Below are 15,833 nucleotides of genomic sequence, written 5' to 3'. Positions count from 1 at the left end.
GGAAAGAAAGCAGTCCTTCAGGAGTATGTTGACCGGATAGTAATTCAGCCATCGAAGGACATTAACAACTTCGACGCAGAAATCACGTACAGGGTTTTTAGTGGTGGAGCCGAGGGGAGTCGAACCCCTGTCCGAAGATAACGCAACATAAGCTTCTACGGGTGTAGTGACAGATTTGATGTCACCCTAGAGACTCCCTGTCACCGGATTCCCTTCGGGTCAGCCTGATTGTCTTCTTCAGCTAGCCCCAGGCGGAGACTAGACAGCGTATCCCACTAAAGTTGAGCCCCTATCCCGCCACATGGGCGATGGAAGGTAGGAGCACGAGAGCAGTTTCTTAGGCTGCTACAGCGTAGGTTGGTTGTTGTTTGCCAGTTAATTGGCTTCCGCGTTGGTGAAGCAGCCGCAGCCCTACTACCCGCTACTCATGTCCGAACTACCCCCGTCGAATCCATAAACGGCCCCTAAATAAAAGCGAAGCCCTCGCGGCGGACCAACAGTCGACCGGCGAACGGATCTTCAGGTGCCATCTCCCTAATGTAGCGAAGATCGGCGAGTGCGAACACGGTGCATAAAACAAATCGTATCAGTGGAACTTCTATAGTATAGCACACCCCGCCGACAAATACCGCACGGCATTGCTGGGATGGATGGCGATGACTGCCTGATGCGGCCGATTAGCGGAAATCAGCTGTAGGCCTCGCAGAAATCCTCGCCGACAGCATACGTTGCGCCGTCTTACCTTGCGACCTTCTGCTTCTCGCGCAACGCCCGTTGGATATCGCGCTCGGCATCCTTTTTGGCGGCGGACTCGCGCTTATCGTAGTTCTTCTTGCCTCGGCCGAGGCCCAGGAGGCACTTGGCGTATCCGTTGCGGGTGTACACCTTGAGCGGTACGATCGTGTACCCCTCTTGCTTGGAAGCGCCGATCAGCTTGCGAATCTGCGCCTTGTGCATGAGCAGCTTGCGCGTGCGCGTCGGGTCGGTCGGATTGTGCCGGTTGCCCTGTTCAAACGGACTAATATGCATGTTGTGCAGGAAAATCTCGCCGTTCCGAATGGTAGCGAACGCATCGCCCATATTGGCTCTGCCGCCCCGGAGCGACTTGATCTCGGTACCGGTCAGCACCATGCCCGCTTCAAACGTATCCTCAATGAAGTAGTCATGCGAAGCCTTCCTGTTCTGCGCGAGCGGCTTGTCGAACTGGTCCTTGCTCTTCACCATGCTGCTTCACCTCACGGATTCCATTTTGGTCGGACTCTCATTATAGCATGCGTTTCCAGCCGCTCACAACTATGTCGCCTAAAGCATGCAGCAGCATGTGATCCATCATAAAATACCCCATTCGCGCAAAACGATAACTTCGATCGGTCATTCGTTACGATGCGGACACAGGAGCTGTTATTTCCCCAAAAATCGCCTGTTTCGGCGCCGTTGCGGACAATAGATACGCTATCCACTGTCAAACGGGGATGATCGGATAGAATGACCCCACTTGGCGGATCCTGTGTCCGCAACCAAACTATTCACTGCATCTTTTCAAAAATAACGTCCTCTGTGTCCGATGCGAAAAAAAACGCCGGATAATATCTCCGACGTTGATTGATTATCTATTCTGCTTGCAGCGCCTTGTCGATGAGCGCCATGCGGATGAAAAGGCCGTTCTGCGCCTGGCGGAAGTACGCGGCACGCGGGTCCGCATCCACTTCTTCGGCGATCTCTCCGGCTCTCGGCAGCGGATGGAGTACGATTGCGTCCCGGCGCATACGGTTCATCAGCTCGGCGTCGACGATATATTGTCCGGCCGCCTTGTCGTACTCCTCAGGAGAAGGGAAACGCTCCTTCTGAATCCGCGTCTGATACAGCACGTCCACCGATCCTGCCACAGCGTTCAAATCCGTCGTTTCCTCGTAGTGCACGCCCTTGTCGTCCATGTAGTGCTTGACCGATGGAGGGATCGGCACGTTTTCAGGAGAGATGTAGTAGATCTTGACGTTCATAAAATTGGCGAGAATGTAGCTCAGCGAGTGTACCGTCCGCCCGTATGCCAGGTCCCCAACCATCGCGATGCTCAGGCCGTCGAGGCTGCCGCATTCCTTTTGAATCGTGTAAGCGTCCAAGAGTGCCTGCGTCGGGTGCTCGCCCGCGCCGTCGCCCGCGTTAAGGACCGGTACGCCCGACACCGCAGCCGCGCGCTTCGCCGCCCCGATCTCCGTATGACGCATAACGATGAGGTCGCTGTAGCCCGTGATGATGCGGATCGTATCCTCGAGCGTCTCTCCCTTGATGGCGGACGAGAATTGTGCCGCGTTCTCCGTCCCGATGACGCTGCCGCCCAGACGGTTCATCGCCGACTCGAACGATAGCCGCGTCCGCGTGCTCGCCTCGAAGAACAGCGTCGTCATAATACGCCCGGCGTGGCGCCGGTCGCCCCCCGCGCGAACGACGTCCTCCATCGACCGCGATGCCGCGAACAGTTCCTCAAGCTCGCTCCGCGAGAATTGCTTGGCCCCTAGCACATGATACAGCTTGTCCTGCACTGCCATCACTCCGTTCCTCCCGTCGACGCTGCCTCGCGTCCATGTTTACCATGATCTATCCTAGCGGATTGCCCCAAGATTGTCTAATGGGATTTGCGCGGAAAAGGGCTGGATTTCGACGGCCATTTTGTTGACTGACGATCATACTTGGGGCGAAGCGCGGGGCTGGGGCTGTGATGTGTTGATCTACGTGCATACTTGAGGCTAAGCGCGGGGCTGGGGCTGTTATGTGTTGATCCACGTGCATACTTGGGGATGCCAAGCGGCTTCGGTGTATAAAAAAGAAGCCCGCCGCAGCTGCGACGGGGCTTCGTATTATTGTTCCGGCGTTGGCGATGGCGTCGGCTTGGCGCCCGGCGCCTTCGGCTTGCGGCGGCGGCGCGGCTTGGCTGCGCCTTCGGGCTTCACGCCCTCCGGCGCGCTCTTGCCGGCGGAGGCGGATGCCGCCGCCGTCTGCGCGGCGGCCTTGGCGCGCGCGCTGCGCCCGGCGTCGCCCGGCTGCGCGCCGCCCTTGCCCTGCGCGGCGCCCTGCTGCGGACGACCGCCCGGGCCAGGCTTGCCGCCGAAGCGGCCGCCTCGGCCACCGGGACCGCCGCCGCCCGGACCCGGCCTGCCGCCGGAGCGGTTGCCGCCGCTGCGGCCGTGGCCGAGCGCGCTGCGCTCGCGGCGCAGCTGGCTCTTCTCGCCGTAGAAGCGCTCCTCGTCGTCATCGTGCGCGTACTTGCGCGTCGTGAACGGGAGGCCCCACATGTCGAGCTTCGGACCGCGCTTGCTCTTCTGCGTCGGCGCCGGCACGTAGTCCGGCGAATCGCGGTTCACGTCGACCGGCTCACGGTCGCGCTCATGCCGCGGCGGGAATCCCGCATCGCTGCCCGAGCCGATCAGCTCCTCGCTCGCCAGCCCCACCCCGCGGCGCTGCGGACGCGGCAGCTGCACCGCCGACTGCTCGAACTCGCCCAGCTCATTCAGCATCGGCGAATCGTCGCGCTCGTCGCTCGCTACGTCCACGCGTTCGCCGCGACCGCGCTTGCCGCCGCCCGGCTTCGCGCCGGCGGCCACGAACGGCGGCGCCGCATGCCCGGCACCGGCGCCGGCACCGTGATCCCCGCGGGCGCCGCTGCGACGCCCGCCGCCTTCGCCGCGCGCCGCGCCTCCGCGACTGCCTTCCGCCGCCGGCGATTCCCCGCCGCCGCGGCGCTTCTTGCCCTTGCGCGCGCCCGCAAATCCGCCGGCGCCGCCTTGTCCCCCATTGCCTCGATGGCCCGCTCCGCCGCCCTTGTTCTCGCTGCGCGGCTTCATGCCGACCACTTCGAAGTCGATGTTATAATCGTCCATGTTCACCCGTCCCACTCTGATCCGCACTTCGTCACCCAATCGGTACACCTTGCTCGTGCGCTCGCCGAGCAGCGCCATCTGGCGCTCGTCGAAGTGGTAGTAGTCGTCGCTCATCTCGCCGAGACGGACCAGACCCTCCACCGTATTGTCGAGCACGATAAACATTCCGAAGCCGGTCACGCCGCTGATGATGCCGTCGTATTCTTCGCCGATCTTGTCCAGCATGAATTCGGCCTTCTTCAGCTTGCTCGTGTCGCGCTCCGCATCGACGGCCACGCGCTCTCTCTCCGACGACTGCTGCGCGATGTCCGGCATGCGCGCCGCCCATTGCTCGAGGCGTTCCTCCGGCAGCGTCCCTCCGTTTTCCAGCACCTCGCGCATGACGCGATGAATGACCAGGTCCGGATAACGACGGATCGGGGACGTGAAGTGCGTGTAAAATTCGGCCGCGAGCCCGAAGTGTCCGAGGCTCTGCGAATCGTATTTGGCTTGCTTCATCGAACGCAGCATCATCGTGCTGATGACGTTCTCTTCCTTCGTGTCGCGAATCTGCTCCAGCAGATCCTGCAGCGCGCGCGGATGCACGGAATTGCCCTTGCCGCGCACCGTATAGCCGAGGTTCGAAGCGAACTGGACGAACGTCAGCAGCTTCTCGCTGTCCGGATCCTCGTGAATCCGGTACAGAAACGGCACCTTCAGCCAGTGGAAATGCTCCGCAACCGTCTCGTTCGCCGCCAGCATGAATTCCTCGATGATCTGCTCGGCGATCGAGCGCTCGCGTTTGACAATGTCGACCGGCTTGCCTTCTTCGTCCACGATGACCTTGGACTCCTCGAAGTCGAAGTCGATCGCGCCGCGGCGCATCCGACTGTCGCGCAGCGCCAATGCCAGTTCCCGCATCGTGCGGAACGTCTCCACGAGCGGCGCATACCGCTCCATTTGCTCCGGATCCTCATCGACGAGAATCTTGCGGACGTTGGTGTAGGTCATGCGCTCCGTCGTCTTGATGACGCTGGTGAAAACGTCGTGGCGAACCCGCTTCATCGTGCCGGCTTCGAACTCCATCTCGCAGGACATCGTCAGGCGGTCCACCTTCGGATTGAGCGAGCAGATGCCGTTGGACAGCCGGTGCGGCAGCATCGGGATAACGCGGTCGACAAGGTACACGCTGCAGCCGCGGTTGTACGCTTCCTCGTCAAGCCGGGACTTGTCCTTCACATAGTAGCTGACGTCCGCGATATGTACGCCGAGCACATAGTTGCCATTCGGCAGCCGCTCCACGTTTACCGCGTCGTCCAAGTCCTTGGCGTCCTCGCCGTCGATCGTCACGATCGTCTTGCCCCGCAGGTCGCGCCGGCCCTGAGCGACGATCTCTTCCTCGGAGATGGCGTCAGGCGCGGCTTCCGCCTCGGCGTCGACCTCGTCCGGGAACTTCTCGGGCAGGCCGTGCTTGCGGATAATGCTGAGGATGTCGACCCCCGGGTCGTCCTTGTGTCCGAGCACTTCGACGATCTCGCCTTCGGCGGCCGCCTTGCCCTCCGGATAGTGCACGATGTCGGCTACGACTTTCTGTCCGGTTACCGCACCTTTAAAATTCGCCGGACGAACATAAATTTCCTTGTTGATCCGCTTGTCGTCCGGAATCACGAGGCCGTAGCTCTCGTGATGCTCGAACACGCCGACGACCTGCGTGACGGCACGGCTGACGATCTTCACGACTTCGCCTTCCATGCGGCTGCCGTCGTGGTTCTTGGACGTAATGCGGGCGAGTACGATATCGCCGTTCATCGCGCCCTTCAGATCGCTCGCGTTAATATAGAGATCGGGATGTCCCTCCTGCTCGGGCAGCAGGAAGGCGAAGCCCTTCGCGTGCACCTGCAGCCGGCCCCGCAGCAGGTTCATCTGTTCGGGCAGGCCGTAGCGCTGCGCGCGGGAACGCATGATTTTCCCCGCTTCTTCCATCTCCGTCAATAGACGCAGGAATGCCTTGAATTCTGCAGCGTCCGTAATCTCGAAGCGTGCTTCGAGCTCCTTGTACGTGAGCGGCTTGTAGTCTGGATTCTTCATCATCTCGAGCAGCTCCTGCTCGCTCCACGATGGCACTGGCATCACCTCATCTTCCAATAGTATACACGATTTAGCGGTGAGCCAATCGGAGCGCAGCAAGATGTCCCGAACCAAATATCGCAATGGCACGGGACACGGTTGGAGCGTACGCAGACGCTTGGTAATTAGAACCAGGCCGCTTCACGATACAAAAAAAGCGGGAAGCCCTCGCTTCCCGCTTGAACGACATTGCAATTACGCACTCACAACGTAAGCAACGACCAAGGACAGAACGAAAAATCCGACTGCCAGAACGATCGTGAGCCGTTGAAGGAACAGATCCAATCCTCGTGCCTTTTGCTTGCCGAACAAGTGCTCCGCACCGCCGGAGATGGCGCCCGACAGGCCTGCGCTCTTGCCGCGCTGCAACAATACGGTGCCGATCAGTCCGAGCGAGAAAATGACCAGTACGATTTTCAAAGCGATTTCCACTGCTTCCACCCCCCGTGATGCCGGAACACTGAGAATCGGTTCAATAGGCATAAAACGTTAGTTTCATAATAGCACAAGCCCCTCGACCGTAGCAACCATAGCTTTGAGGAAGCAAAAGCCCAGCCGCCGGTTTAGCCGGATGCTGGGCTGAGTAATGTCGCATTTTCCGTCTTCGAAAGTCAGTAACCGTCCGTTTCTCCGCCCAGCTTCTTCGCCTCTTCGACGCCGGCATCGGACGCGGCCGTTCCCGTAGCGGGATTGCCCTGCTGCAGTCCGTCCGCCTCCAGCCCTTCGCGCACGCGGCGGCCGTAGTCCGAATCCGCTTGCGAGAAGTAACCGATCATCCGTTCGCGGATGTCCGTTTTACAGATGCTGAGGTTCGCGACCAGGTTCGCGATCAGCTCGTCGCGCTCCCAGTCCTCGAACGCGCGGTACGTCTCCCCCGCCTGCTTGAAATCGTTCGGCCGATCGATCTTCTGCCGCACAAGCTTGGCATTATAAGCCGGCTCGTGATCCTTGCCCGGCTTGGCCGCTTCCTTCAGGCCGCCCAGCGAGGAAGGCTCGTAGTTGACGTGCGGGCTCTGGCCGGGCGCTGCATCGACGTTATACGCCATCTGACCGTCCCGCTGGTTCGTCGCGACATGCGTCTTGGGCGCGTTGATCGGCAGCTGCAGATAGTTCGTGCCGACGCGGTGCCGCTGCGTGTCCGAATAGGAGAACGTCCGCCCTTGCAGCAGCTTGTCGTCGGAAAAGTCGAGGCCGTCCACCAGCACGCCCGTGCCGAATGCGGCCTGCTCCACTTCCGCGAAGTAGTTGACCGGATTGCGGTCGAGCACCATCTTGCCCACGGGCAACATCGGGGCCACGTCCTCGGGCCATAGCTTGGTCGGGTCGAGCGGGTCAAAGTCGAGCTCTGGATGCTCGTCGTCGCTCAAGATCTGCACCCGCAGCTCCCACTCCGGATATTCCCCTTTTTCGATCGCCTCGTAAAGATCCTGCGTCGCATGGCTGTAGTTCTTACTAATGATCTTGTCGGCATCTGCTTGCGTCAGATTGCGGATCGGCAGCTTAAGCGGCTCGAAGTGGTACTTGATCAGCACGCCGACGCCGTCCTTATTGACCCACTTGTACGTATTGACGCCCGAGCCCTGCATCTGCCGATAATTCGCCGGGATTCCCCAAGGGGAAAAGAGGAACGTGGCCATATGCGTAGCTTCGGGCGTAAGCGAGAGAAAATCGAACATCCGCTCCATATTGTTGACGTTCGTCACCGGATCCGGCTTGAACGCATGCACCATATCGGGAAACTTCAGCGGATCGCGGATGAAAAAAATTTTGAGGTTGTTGCCGACGAGATCCCAGTTGCCGTCTTCCGTATAGAACTTGACCGCAAAGCCGCGCGGATCGCGGAGCGTCTCCGGGGAGTGCCCGCCGTGCACGACGGTCGAAAAACGAACGAAAACCGGCGTCCGCTTGCCCGCCTCCTGGAACAGCTTCGCACGCGTGTACTTCGAGACGGGTTCTTCTCCCGCTTTTCCGTAAGACTCGAAGTAGCCGTGCGCCCCGGCGCCGCGCGCGTGCACGACGCGTTCCGGGATACGTTCGCGATCGAAGTGCGTGATTTTCTCGAGAAAATGATAGTTTTCCAGCGTCGTCGGTCCTCTGCTGCCCACCGTGCGCACGTTCTGGTTGTCCGTGATCGGATGTCCCTGGCGATTGGTCAGCGTCATGTCCGATTCCGCGACTTGTCGTTGTTCGCCATTCTGATTCGTCTCGTTCGTCATCTCATGGTCACCTCTATAAGTAAGAATGAATCGCTATTCTTACTCTATCCCTGGACTGGCAGGATATGCATGAAGATGGCATGAATTCCGGATGAAGCGGAGGTGAAGAATGACGCGCAAGGCAAAAAGCCCGGCCGTCGGGCCGGGCTTGTCACGATATTCGCTGCGTGAGCCGGATTAGATCCAGCCGCGCTCCTTGAACCAAGCGTAGTTCAGCTTCGCGCTCTCGAGCGAGCCCACGTCGTACTGTTCCTGCTCGATGATGACATACTCGACGCCGGCCTTCTCGGCGGCTGCCAGTGCGGAGTCCCAATCGACCGAACCCTTGCCGATCTCGGTGTCCTTGCCGTCGTCCTTGAAGTCCTTGGCGTGTACGAGCGGCAGGCGGCCGGCATACTTCTCGATGTAGGCGGCAGGGTCTTGACCCGCGACCTTCACCCAGCCGAGGTCGAATTCGAAGACCAGTTCTTCAGCCGACAACTGCTCGGCCAGGTGATCGATGACAAGCTTGCCGTCCTGGGCCGGCTTGAATTCGAACGCGTGGTTGTGGTAGCCGAATTCGAGGCCCGCTTCGCGTACGATTGCGGAAGCGCGCTTCAGCGTGTCGGCGAACTTGTTGACGTCCTCGACGGAAGGATTTTCGGCCAGCGGGAACCACGGCACGACAAAACGCTTGACGCCGAGCTCCTTGTAATAAGCGACCTTCTCGTTCAGGTCGGATTCGAACTTGTCCGGCTCTTGCACGTTCAGGCCGACGTGCGCCGAGTTGACGTTCAGGCCGGCGTCAGCCAGCGCCTGCTTCAGGTCTGCGGCAGACACGCCGTAGTTGCCCGCCAATTCAACGTTCTTGTATCCGATCTCGGCGATCTCGCGGATCGTGCCGAGGAAGTCCTTCTCGCTGCGGTCGCGTACGGAGTAAAGCTGGATGCCCACTTGCGGCTTGCTCATGATTCATTCCTCCATATTCGGATTAATCGATTCGGCGCTTTGTGCGCCGTTCATCTTCTCGTCCTTCTCCATTATAGGCGCTTGGCGGGAGCGCTTACGAGACCGTTATTTGCTCATTTTATATGGCATTTGGACCCTGTGCCATCAAGCGGTGCCTGGATTGCCGCCGTCAATATCTTTGGCGAAGCCTGGCATGCCCTATGCAGCTGGATGCCTTATATGCAAGAAGAAGACCGTCAAGGAAGATCGAGATTCCTGACGGTCTTTTTAAGTTTTTGGCGAGTTTTTCGAAACTGGAATCGCAATGCCTGCAAATATACATCTATTTGGGACGGCGTCTCCCCTATTGGCTAGGATAGATGCAAAAACGCAGTTATTTTCCTCAAACGGCCGAATTTCCGGCTTGTGCTTTAGATTTGCCTGCATATTTGCATGAATTTCCTCCGATGTCGCAGTTCGGTGGAAAATACATGTACAAATGCAGGTTTTTAAATCCGCCAACCTCCGACAAGCGCCTCCGCCACACCTAACGCACGCTTACCTGTCCACGCTAGCCGCCGCCTGAGTGGATTGCTTATTTGCCCCTGTCGGTTTGCCGGCAAATAGACGCCGACGGAGACTATTTGTCAACTCAGTCCAGCCTGCCAACCGAAGTGACTCTGATTGAGACTACTTCGCGCTCGCCGACGACGTTCCCCGGATGCCCAACGTGAAAATCTCGCAGGCGCCCAGCGTGCGGACAAGCGCTTCGCCGTCCGCTGCAGGGGCGACTTCCGCCCCGCGCCGCTCGAGCACGTCGCTCTCGTAGAACGACTCTGCTGTCGCCGCTACGCGCAGCTCGGCCGCCTCCGGCCGCATGTTGAACCAGCGGACGAGCAGGTCCCCGCTCTCCTCGCCGATCGCGGCGGAGGAGAAGGCGATGCCTTCGCCTTCCCAGCTCAGCAGCTGCCCGGCAACAGCCAGCGCGCCCGCGTGCACGCCGGTCTGCGCCAGCGTCCAAGGCGCCTGGAACTGATACGCCTCTGCGTACGCGCCGTCCGTCGCGCCGTTGCCGCCGTGCGGAACGAGCAGCAGCTCGGTCGTATGCATGCCCAGGCATTGCGCTTCCGGCGTCGGGAAGACGCCCCAATCGCCCAGCTCGGCAACCGCCCGCAGCAGCGTCACCGCAATCGTACCGCGACCGTCGCGAAGCACCTCGTACTCGTTCAGGCCGAGGTTCGCGACCGCGAAGCCGAACGCTTCGCCGTCCGCGACGTCCACGAACGCCTGCTGATGCTGCGCATTGCTCGGGTTGCGCCATTCGGCCGCAGGCTCGGTGTCCCGGCGCGCGATTTCGAAGATCGCGTCCGCCAGATGCGTCGGCGCCTGAATATTCGTCGGGAACAACGCCCTTACCCGATGGTCCTTGGCACGGTTGTCGATCGTCGTGCGAATGCCCACGCCGCGGCCCGAGCGCTCCAGGCTGACGACAGTCCGGATTTCCATCGGCACCGTCTCCGTCACGCGCTGCGCCTTGCGCTCAGGGAAGTAAACGGCTTCGCGCTTCTCTTCCTCAAACAGCGCGTCCGCCGATGCCGGCACGGCCCAGCGGTGCACGATCTCGATCGCGCCGCGATACGCTTCGTCCTCCACAACCCGGATGTCGGCCGCCAGGCCGCGGGTCGTAAGCGCCGTCTCGCCTTCCGGCTGCCGGTACATATACTCGTTGCCGATGTCGCCCGTATCCTCGTAGACGAGCAGATCGCGGTAGGTGCGCCCGGTCTGCTTGTCCGTCACGGACAGCGTGCCGTCGTCCGCAACTTCGACGCGCAGGCGGTCGTTCTCCAGCGCGCGTTCGCCGCTGACGAGCGGAGCATCCGAAGACGCCGCAGCCCTTCCAGCAACAACTTTTCCACCAGCAGGTTCACCGGCATTCTCCCCGGCAGCAGCCTTGACCCACGCGTATGCCTTCCAGCCGAGCGCCGGCACGTCCGCAGCCTCGAACGTCAGCTTCACGCGCCGCGTCCAGTACGCCTGGCGGAACTTGTCGTCCGGCAGATCGTAGCCGAACTGCAGACCGAGATCTTCCGCCTGGCAGGCCACGGCACTTCCTTCCCCATCCAGTAACACGCGACCGCCGATGTCCAGCGCCTTCATGCGGCGCTTCATCTCCTCTGGCGGTACGCCGTCGCGATAGTAGAGGCGCTCGATGTCGAGCTCGAGCTCGACCGTGCCCGTGCGCGGCCAGCCGGTCGTGTTGAACGCCACAAGCGGCAGTGCATCCGCGCCGGAGCGGGCGAACGCCGACGTATCCACGGCATCCGCCGCGGCCCGCTTGCTGTCGTCGATGATCGCCTCGGCGACGTGCCGGCTCTTTTCGAACCGGGTCACCATCTCGCGATGGACCTCGTCGACGCTGCAGCCGCATATGCTGTCGTGCGGATGGTTTTGCATGAGCGTCTTCCACGCGTAGGTCAGCAGGTGATGCGGGTAGGCTTCGCCGACGCCGTGCGCGATCGCGGCGAGCGGCTCCGCCACCCGCTCCAGCAGCGCTTGCCCCAACTGGTTCATCTGCTTGAGGTACACCCGCGCGGAGGCGGTGTTGACGAGCGTCGACCAGCCGTCGGTGCGCTGGCTGCGCAGCTCTCCCTTGACGACCGAGAGGTTATCGCCAAGCGACTGCCTGACCGACGCCAGATAGTCCTCGAAGCTCGAATGCACGAACTTCGTGTCCGGATACAGCTCGCGGGCGACGCGAATCGCCTCGGGCAGGTCCGTCTGGATCGGCTGGTGGTCGCAGCCGTTCATATAAAGCAGCTGGCCAGTCGACGCGTAGCGCTCCGCATCCGCCAGCTTGCGGTCCCAGTAGGCCTTCGCTTCGGCCGCGTCGACAGGCACTTCGTTTCCGTTGCTGTACCAGTTGGCGAACAGAATGCCGAGCACCCGCGACCCGTCCGGCCCTTCCCAGATCAGCTCGGAAAACGACGATTCGTACTCCGAATCAGCCACCGTGTTGTTGAAGCCCGTCGGCTTCACGCCGCGTCCGAACACGGCGTTGTCGATATCCGCCTGCTTCATGATCTGCGGCGCCTGGCCGATGTTGCCGAACGTGTCGGGGAAGTAGCCCACCTTCGAGATCGTCCCGTACCGCGCGGCGTCGCGATGCCCGATGAGCAGGTTGCGCAGGTTGGCCTCGCCGCTCGTCAGGAACGCATCCTGCAGAATGTACCAGGGTCCGATATGAATCCGGCCTTCGCGGATCAGCTTCTCCAGCCGCTCCCGGCGCTCCGGACGCACCTGGAGGTAGTCCTCCAGGATAATCGTCTGGCCGTCGAGGAAAAAGCTGCGGTACTCCCCGTCTCGCTCCAGCGTGTCCATCAGCGTATCCATCAATCGGATCAGCCGGACGTGATGCTTTTCATAGGGTAAATACCATTCGCGATCCCAGTGGGTGTGCGAGATGATATGGGCGGTTCTTTTTTGCTCCAAAATGATTCTCTCCTCTCCAAACGCGTCAAGCGCCGATGTCTGTGTCCACATTCGTCTCGCCCGGGCGATAAACGGCGTACACACGGCCCTCCGGATCGACCGCAAACAGCACCGAGCGCTCGCGCTCCAGCAGGAACGAATAAGTCGCTCCGGTCGAAGCATCCTTCACCCGGACCGGCGTATCGTACGCATACTCCGAAACGAATACGAACAGCGCGCCTTCCGCAAAAGAAAGCTTGCGGCCATAGACGCCCGGCAGATCGCCGCCCTCCAGCCACTCGAGCGCAGGCGTATAGCCTGCCGTCTCCAGCGCATGCGCGTACAGCGCCGCGACCGGCTCGCTGCGTTCGTTGAGCTCGACCGGCAGCGGGCACCAGAGAATGCGGCCGCTGCCGCAAGGCACCTCGACTACCGCATCCGCATGGCGGCCGGCGTCGTCCGCCGGCACTTCCTTGGCGACCTCCGCGATGCGCCGGCTGCCGTAGCTGACCGCGTAACGCTTGCCGCCGACTTCCAGCCGTTCCTCGCGCACGACGTTGGCAGGCACACGCTCGCCCAGCACCGACGCGAGCCGGTCCGTATGCCGCCAATAAGCGTCGAGGCCCGCAGGTCCGGTGACGAGCAGCGTCGCGCCCGTCCGGCCGACGATGTCCATCAGCTCCGCATATGCAGCATCGTCCACATTGTGCGCGGACGGCAGCGCGATCAGCTTGGCCGGATCGTCCAACAGGGGCTTCAGGTCGTACTCGGACACGCCGCGGAACGGCACGTTCAGCTCATACGACAGCACGCGGGTCAGCTTCGTCGTGGCGTCGAAGGCCAGCTTGCGGTTGGACAGGTCGTTCGAATACGGGAAGACGACTGCCACGTCTTCGAGCCCGCGTCCGCTGAACAGATCGCGCGAAGCTTCGATGAACGCGCCAAAATCGTACGAGACGTCCGCCTCGGGCTTCTCCGTGCCGTCCGCGCGCAGTGCGCCGATATGGGATTCGTTCGCGTTGTCCATATAGAAGTTCGTATTCCAAATCCAGTGAATCGCGCCTGCGCCGCCCGCCGCGAATGCATAGGCGTACTTGCGCTCCAGCAGCGATTTCAACTCTTGCTCCGAGCGCTTCGCCAGCCCCTCCGGCGTTTCCACGTACATGATGCCGGTCTCTTGCACGACGTTCGGCTTGTCCGCCGTCTTGGCGAAGACGCCGTCCCACAGCAACTGGTCGTTCAGCCACCAGGAATGCACCGTCGTGTAGTCGACTTCTTCTCCGTAGAAAAACGGAGAAGGCCGCTGCGCGCCGAGCGCCTCGTCCTGGCCGACGGTCACGAGATGGTCCGGGCAAAGATCCTTGATCGTCGCCACGAGCTCACGCGCCCACCGGTTGTGCATGTCCATCGAGAACAGCGCGTAATCAAGCCAGCGCGTTCCCTTTTTCCCGCTATGCATGTCCTGCACATCGAAGTTGATCTGCTCGGCCTCGGGGATCGCCGCCGACGCGAAGTCCGGCAGCTCGCCGGGCGTCATGCTCCAGCGCTCGCGCAGCCGGTCGATCGTGCCGTGACGGCGTTCCAGCCAGTCGGTAAAAGCCGCCTTTTCGAACGAATCGCGGCTCGAGCGCGGACCGTTCGAGAAGATTCGCTCGGGATCGAACATCGACGGCTCGTTGATTAGATCCCAGTCGACGTGCTTCGTCTCCCGGTGACGACCGACGATCGAGCGGATGAACCGCTTCTGCGCTTCCACGCTGCGGGGATCCAGGTACGGGTTAACGCCTTCCCAGGTCTCCGGCGTGAACGAGAAGAAGGTAAAGGTGATCTGCAGTCCGTGCTTTTTGGCGGTCAACAAAAACGCGTCGATCGCGCGGAGCGCGTCCTCCGAGACATGGCCGTCAACCTGCATAATATTGCGGTACGCCGTCCAGATGCCCGTACGGATCCAGTTGATGCCGGCGCGCCGCATCTGCGCCATGTCGCGGTCCCATACCGATACGTTCGGGAGGAACAGGAACTTGCGCGCGACGTCGCTCGTCATGTACGTCATGCCGACGATCGGCAGCGGACGCCCGTCCTGCTCGAAGTAGTCGCGCCCCGCCCGGATCGGCGTGCCTTCGGCCAGCAAAGCCGGATCCGCGCCCCAGAAGCCTTGGCGGAGATAACGGACTTCGCCATCCTCAGACTCGGCCCGGCAGGACACCCGGTAGAAGCCGCTTTGGACGTCCTGCGGCACCGGAATCCGCCATAGATCCAGTTCCCGGCCCACCTTCTCGCTAAGCGTCAGACGGAACGGTTGTTCCCCGCCGTCTTGGCCCTTCGCCTCTCGATCGACCCGCAGGTCGAACGTCCACTTCGACTTCCGGCGATCGGCCGCACCGACAGTCTCGCCGCCTGCAGGGCCGCCGCGTCCGAGCGCCTGCGCCTGCAGCGTCAGCAGCGGACGCTCGTGCGCTTCATAGACCGCGTAGCTTGGCTTCAGCCACAGCTCGGTCACGCCGCGCGCGCAGAACCACGCCCAGCCTGCGAGCGCCGCCCAACCGCCGCGAGAGGCGAAAGCGTCGCCGAGCGGCTGGTTCACGAACAGCCAGCGGCTTCCGGCGAAGTCGCCCTTGGTGTTTTCCCACAGGACGACCGGCGCGGACCGCTCGCGTCCGTCGGCCGACATGCCCTTGAGCAGCGCGTATACGTGCGCGTCCATCGGTCCTGCCGAGCCCATCTGATGCGGCAGGTCGCTGGACTTTGTCACGTGCGGCACAAGGTTCCACGTATCGGCGACGTCAAGCAATGCTTCCTGTCCCGCGAACAGCGGGATGTCGGCATGCGAAGCGTGCCGCGCCACCGGCTCGGCGGACACCCGTAGCATCTCGTGAATGCGAAGCTGGCGATGATAAGCCGTTTGCTCGGCTTCGACATGCCAGGCGCCGTTCTCGCGGCGAACCGGCTTGCGGAACGGCGCGCCGCCCGCGCTGAGCAGCCCGCCCCCGCGCTTCAGGTACGCGAGGATGTCCTCCCACGCGCTGACGGGAAAATAAGGCGCATGGAGCGATACGAAGCTGCCGCCGTCTGCCCGACGCAGCCGCTCGCCCAATTCCTCCGCGTTCGCCACTTCGCCGATCAGCCGCGCTTCCGCTTCAGACAACGCCGGCGCGCCCGGAAATGCAGGGTCGTAGAAAACGATAATTTTCGAAGAGTCCCTATTCAAGGCAGCCTTCTCCATCGAATCCTTCTCCATTGC

The 15,833-nt window shown here is 61.6% G+C and carries 7 protein-coding genes, 1 other RNA gene and 1 pseudogene; all 9 read right to left on the bottom strand.

The genetic code is table 11. From position 1 onward, the window contains the following. Window positions 1-101: 101 nt before the first annotated feature. The 9 genes and pseudogenes from ssrA to ACFSR7_RS34020 all read right to left on the bottom strand — a co-directional run bounded on the left by ssrA (window position 102) and on the right by ACFSR7_RS34020 (window position 15,815). Window positions 102-465, bottom strand: a transfer-messenger RNA (tmRNA) gene (gene ssrA, locus ACFSR7_RS34060). 273 nt (window positions 466-738) lie between these two features. Then, window positions 739-1,224, bottom strand: a complete 486-nt coding sequence (gene smpB, locus ACFSR7_RS34055; protein WP_217597866.1) for an SsrA-binding protein SmpB — start codon at window positions 1,222-1,224, stop codon at window positions 739-741. 386 nt (window positions 1,225-1,610) lie between these two features. Further along, the gene (pyrB, locus tag ACFSR7_RS34050; RefSeq protein ID WP_378169081.1) at window positions 1,611-2,546 is read right to left on the bottom strand and encodes an aspartate carbamoyltransferase; all 936 of its coding nucleotides are present in this window, start codon (window positions 2,544-2,546) and stop codon (window positions 1,611-1,613) included. A 309-nt stretch (window positions 2,547-2,855) separates the two neighbouring features. Then, window positions 2,856-5,984, bottom strand: a complete 3,129-nt coding sequence (rnr, locus tag ACFSR7_RS34045) for a ribonuclease R (RefSeq protein WP_378169080.1) — start codon at window positions 5,982-5,984, stop codon at window positions 2,856-2,858. 192 nt (window positions 5,985-6,176) lie between these two features. Further along, window positions 6,177-6,413 carry a preprotein translocase subunit SecG gene (gene secG / locus ACFSR7_RS34040; RefSeq protein ID WP_282911478.1) on the bottom strand — a complete coding sequence of 79 codons (237 nt, stop codon included), beginning with the start codon at window positions 6,411-6,413 and terminating at the stop codon, window positions 6,177-6,179. 280 nt (window positions 6,414-6,693) lie between these two features. Further along, a pseudogene (locus ACFSR7_RS34035) lies at window positions 6,694-8,197 on the bottom strand (catalase); the annotation flags it as partial. A 177-nt stretch (window positions 8,198-8,374) separates the two neighbouring features. Next, a complete protein-coding gene (locus ACFSR7_RS34030) occupies window positions 8,375-9,145 on the bottom strand; it encodes a sugar phosphate isomerase/epimerase family protein (RefSeq protein WP_378169079.1) in 771 nt (256 codons plus the stop codon). Between the two features lie 669 nt (window positions 9,146-9,814). Next, a complete protein-coding gene (locus tag ACFSR7_RS34025) occupies window positions 9,815-12,613 on the bottom strand; it encodes an alpha-mannosidase (RefSeq protein WP_378169078.1) in 2,799 nt (932 codons plus the stop codon). A gap of 25 nt (window positions 12,614-12,638) precedes the next feature. Next, window positions 12,639-15,815, bottom strand: a complete 3,177-nt coding sequence (locus ACFSR7_RS34020; protein ID WP_378169085.1) for a beta-galactosidase — start codon at window positions 15,813-15,815, stop codon at window positions 12,639-12,641. Window positions 15,816-15,833: the final 18 nt, after the last annotated feature.

The sequence above is a fragment of the Cohnella sp. GCM10020058 genome (assembly GCF_042683485.1).
GTDB lineage: Bacteria > Bacillota > Bacilli > Paenibacillales > Paenibacillaceae > Cohnella.
Note: the sequence above shows the minus strand (reverse complement) of the source record. Positions and strands in the feature narration are given on the sequence as shown.

What these genes read in the sequence shown, in the direction of transcription:
- smpB (WP_217597866.1), bottom strand. Translation starts at nt 1,224, where the DNA reads ATGGTGAAGAGCAAGGACCAGTTCGACAAGCCGCTCGCGCAGAACAGG.
- pyrB (WP_378169081.1), bottom strand. Translation starts at nt 2,546, where the DNA reads ATGGCAGTGCAGGACAAGCTGTATCATGTGCTAGGGGCCAAGCAATTC.
- rnr (WP_378169080.1), bottom strand. Translation starts at nt 5,984, where the DNA reads ATGCCAGTGCCATCGTGGAGCGAGCAGGAGCTGCTCGAGATGATGAAG.
- ACFSR7_RS34030 (WP_378169079.1), bottom strand. Translation starts at nt 9,145, where the DNA reads ATGAGCAAGCCGCAAGTGGGCATCCAGCTTTACTCCGTACGCGACCGC.
- ACFSR7_RS34020 (WP_378169085.1), bottom strand. Translation starts at nt 15,815, where the DNA reads ATGGAGAAGGCTGCCTTGAATAGGGACTCTTCGAAAATTATCGTTTTC.